The 3,386-nt window shown below is 73.0% G+C and carries 3 protein-coding genes; 2 read left to right on the top strand and 1 reads right to left on the bottom strand.

Annotated elements, in window-relative coordinates:
• Both GTR00_RS17260 and corA read left to right on the top strand, forming a co-directional pair.
• Positions 1-332: hypothetical protein (locus GTR00_RS17260; protein ID WP_205706054.1), on the top strand; the 332-nt coding region annotated here is incomplete at its 5' end.
• A 123-nt stretch (positions 333-455) separates the two neighbouring features.
• Complete coding sequence (gene corA, locus GTR00_RS17255; protein WP_166612820.1) at positions 456-1,583, top strand: magnesium/cobalt transporter CorA; 1,128 nt, start codon at positions 456-458, stop codon at positions 1,581-1,583.
• A 42-nt stretch (positions 1,584-1,625) separates the two neighbouring features.
• On the opposite strand, the gene GTR00_RS17250 is transcribed toward corA, so the two are convergent.
• A partial coding sequence (locus GTR00_RS17250) for an adenylyl cyclase (RefSeq protein ID WP_166612819.1) occupies positions 1,626-3,386 on the bottom strand: 1,761 nt, incomplete at its 5' end.

Here is a 3,386-nt window from a genome sequence, read left to right as displayed (position 1 = left end):
GGAGGGGTGCGGTGGACGTCGAGGTGCGGCACGAGGAGGGCGGCGGCGCCCGGGTCGCGGCGCGGGGCGTGGAGGACCTGGCGCGGCTGTCCGCGACGGTGGCCGCCGACGCCCCGGCCGACGCGGTGGACGGGGCGCTGCGCGACGCGGGGGCCGGTCACCTGGACGCCGGCGGTGAGCACGCCTGGTTGCGGCTGAGCTGGTTGCGCGCGCAAGGGCCGGACGCGCCGGGGTGGCTGGAGGGCTTCGCCGGGATGGTGTCGTACGCGACGTCGAGGGGCTGGACGAGCGAGGACGGCACGCTGGTGCGCGCGCACGTCGAGCGGGCCTGAGCCGGGGCGCGGCGGACCGGGCGCCGCGGGGCCGGGCGCCGCGGGACCGGGCGCCGCGGGACCGGGCGCCGCGCAGGGGGGATGATGGGGTGCCCCTGTCCCGCCGAGCCCGGAGGTGCTGTCATGGCCAGGCGCCGCGTCCCGCTGTCGTCCCTGGGGCGCCGAGGTGCGGTCCCGTCCACGCGCAACCTCGCCCAGGACGGCGCGATCCCCTCCGCCCCGCTGGGGCGCAGCAGCATGGTGGACTCCGGGGTGTACGAGCGCGGCGCGCGCGTCGCCTCGCCGGGCACGCTGGCCGACACCTACCGCTGCCTGCACGAGGACGAGGCGCGCATCGCGTGGATCGGGCTGTACCGGCCCTCGGCCACGGAGCTGGGCTCGCTGGCGCGGGAGTTCGGGCTGCACGAGCTGGCCGTGGAGGACGCGATCGTGGCGCACCAGCGCCCGAAGCTGGAGCGCTACGGCGACACGCTGTTCGTGGTGCTGCGCGCGGCGCGCTACGACGACGCCGCCGAGGAGGTGGAGTTCGGCGAGCTGCACCTGTTCATCGGCCCGGACTTCGTGGTGACGGTGCGGCACGCGGAGTCCCCGGACCTGGCGCAGGTGCGCCGCCGCATGGAGCGCGACCCGGAGATGCTCGCGCTGGGCACCGAGGCGGTGCTGTACGCGATCCTCGACGCCGTCGTCGACGGCTACGCGCCGGTGCTGCGCGGGCTGGAGAACGACATCGACGAGATCGAGGTGCAGGTCTTCGACGGCGACCCGAAGGTGTCCCGGCGCATCTACGAGCTGTCCCGGGAGGTGGCGAACTTCCAGCGGGCGGTGGTGCCGCTGGGGGCGGTGCTGCAAGGGCTGACGCACGGGTTCGAGAAGTACCGGGTGGACGAGGAGCTGCAGCGCTACCTGCGCGACGTCGCCGACCACGTGACCGTGGCCGCCGAGCGCATCGAGAACTTCCGCAGCCAGCTGCGCGACATCCTCACGGTGAACTCGACCCTGGTGGCGCAGCGGCAGAACGAGGAGATGCGCTCGCTGACGGAGGCCAGCTACGCGCAGAGCGAGGAGGTCAAGAAGATCTCCTCGTGGGCGGCGATCCTCTTCGCCCCGACCGTGGTGGCGGGCGTCTACGGCATGAACTTCTCGCACATGCCGGAGCTGGACTGGACGTACGGGTACCCGCTGGCGCTGGCGCTGATGTTCGGCACCTGCTTCGTGCTGTACCACCTGTTCAAGCGGCGCGGCTGGTTGTGAGGCGGTGGCCCCGGCGGGGTGCCGGGGTCACCGCGCCGAGGGTCAGCCGGGGTAGTCGGCCACGTGGACCGGCTGCCCGGTCCGGGAGGTGTCGGCCGCCTCGCCGACGCCGTTGACGACGTGGTCGATGGTGCCGGCGGCGAGGTTCACCGTCATCACGTGGTGCAGGCGCACGCCGGGGCGCTGCGGCACCTCGAACCCGTTCTCGGTGTGGATGCCGGGGTTGTTCTGGTTGAAGACGTACACGCCGCCGCCGCTGAGGCTGTGCCGCTGCACGTGGTCGGCGACCTTGTACCCGGCCCAGCCCTCGACGCCGTCGTGGCTCCAGTCGGCCTGGGTGGGCGGGTCGTAGGGCAGCTCGTTCTGGTAGAGGATCGTGGTGCCGTCCTCGCCGTTCCAGACGGTGTTGTACTGCTGGAAGTGCTCGACGAACAGGCCGGTGGCGGTGACGCGGTCGCCGTTGACGACGACGCCGTTGCGGGCGGTGTTGGTGCGCCAGCGCTCGGTGTCCCCGGAGAAGCCCTCAACGCCGTGGTCGGCGCGCCACACCCAGGTGTGGTCGATGAGCACATCGTCGCTGTTGACCTCCAGGGCGGTGCGGGTGCGCCCGACGTGCGGGCCGCCGACGCGGAAGTACACGTCCGACAGGGTGGTGGGGTCCACCGCGCGGCCGGGGCGGCCGTGCTGCGGGTGCCCGTCGCGCTCGGAGCCGCGGCCGCGCTGCTCGCCCACCCGCAGCAGGGCGGGGGACTCCACGGTGCCGGCGTCGATGGTCACCCCGGCCACGACGACGCCGGGGACGTCGGCGACGGTGAGCGGGACGGCGCCGCCGACGGAGGTGAGGGTGGCGTGCCCGAGGCCGAGGACGACGGTCCCGGCGCGCTTGACGGCGATGCTGCGGTCGACGTCGTACACGCCGGGGGTGAGCAGCAGGTTCTTGCCGCGGGCGAGCTCGGCGTTGATGCGCTGCACGGGCGAGGACGGGGTGGCGACGTAGAAGTCGGACAGCGGCAGGGTGCGCCCGGCGGTGGTGCCCTCGTCCCAGGAGACGCCGCGGGTGTCGCGCTGCGCGGAGGGCACGCGGACCTGGTAGCGGTCGTGGCGGTCGACGAACAGGTAGGGCTTCTCGCGGCTGACGGGGGTGGTCTCGAAGGTGGTGTAGGGCGGGTCGGGGTACCCGCTGTCGTCGGGGGCGCCCTCGACGCCGGAGAACACCTGGTTCCAGACGGCGTTGCTCCACTGGTCGAGCTCGCTGTTGCGGGTGTACCACTGCTGCTGCGAGCCGTTGGTGACGACACCCGCGCGGGAGTCGGCGATGTAGCCGCCGCTGGCGTACTGCGGGCCGGCGGTGCAGTAGTCCATGAGGGAGAACGTGCCGTCGCGCACGTCGACGCGGCGCACCGAGACGGCCTGGGAGACCGCCCAGAAGTTCGCCCCGGCGCGGCAGCCGTCCTGCCCGGCGCCGTTGACGTCGATGGTGAGGTTGGACAGGGTGCGCCAGAAGTTCACCAGCGCCAGGCAGTTGCTGGTGCCGTCGTCCTCCAGGCAGCGGTTGTAGACCTCGACCTTGCCGTTGATGGTGACGTCGGACGGGGAAGCGCCCAGGCCGGCGACCTCCGTGTAGTACCCGACGCGGAACTGCAGGGGTTTCTCGTCGGTGCCGTAGGTGCCGGGCTTGAACAGCAGCGCGTGCCGGCCGGTGCCCATCTCGGCGTCGATCTGCTGGGCGTTGACGGCGTCCACGGTCGCCTGGATCTGCTCGACCGGCATGCTGGGGTCGAACACGGTGACGCCGGGCAGGGT

This window comes from Kineococcus indalonis, assembly GCF_009906395.1.
GTDB classification, from domain to species: domain Bacteria; phylum Actinomycetota; class Actinomycetes; order Actinomycetales; family Kineococcaceae; genus Kineococcus; species Kineococcus indalonis.
This window is presented reverse-complemented; position numbering and strand designations above follow the sequence as displayed.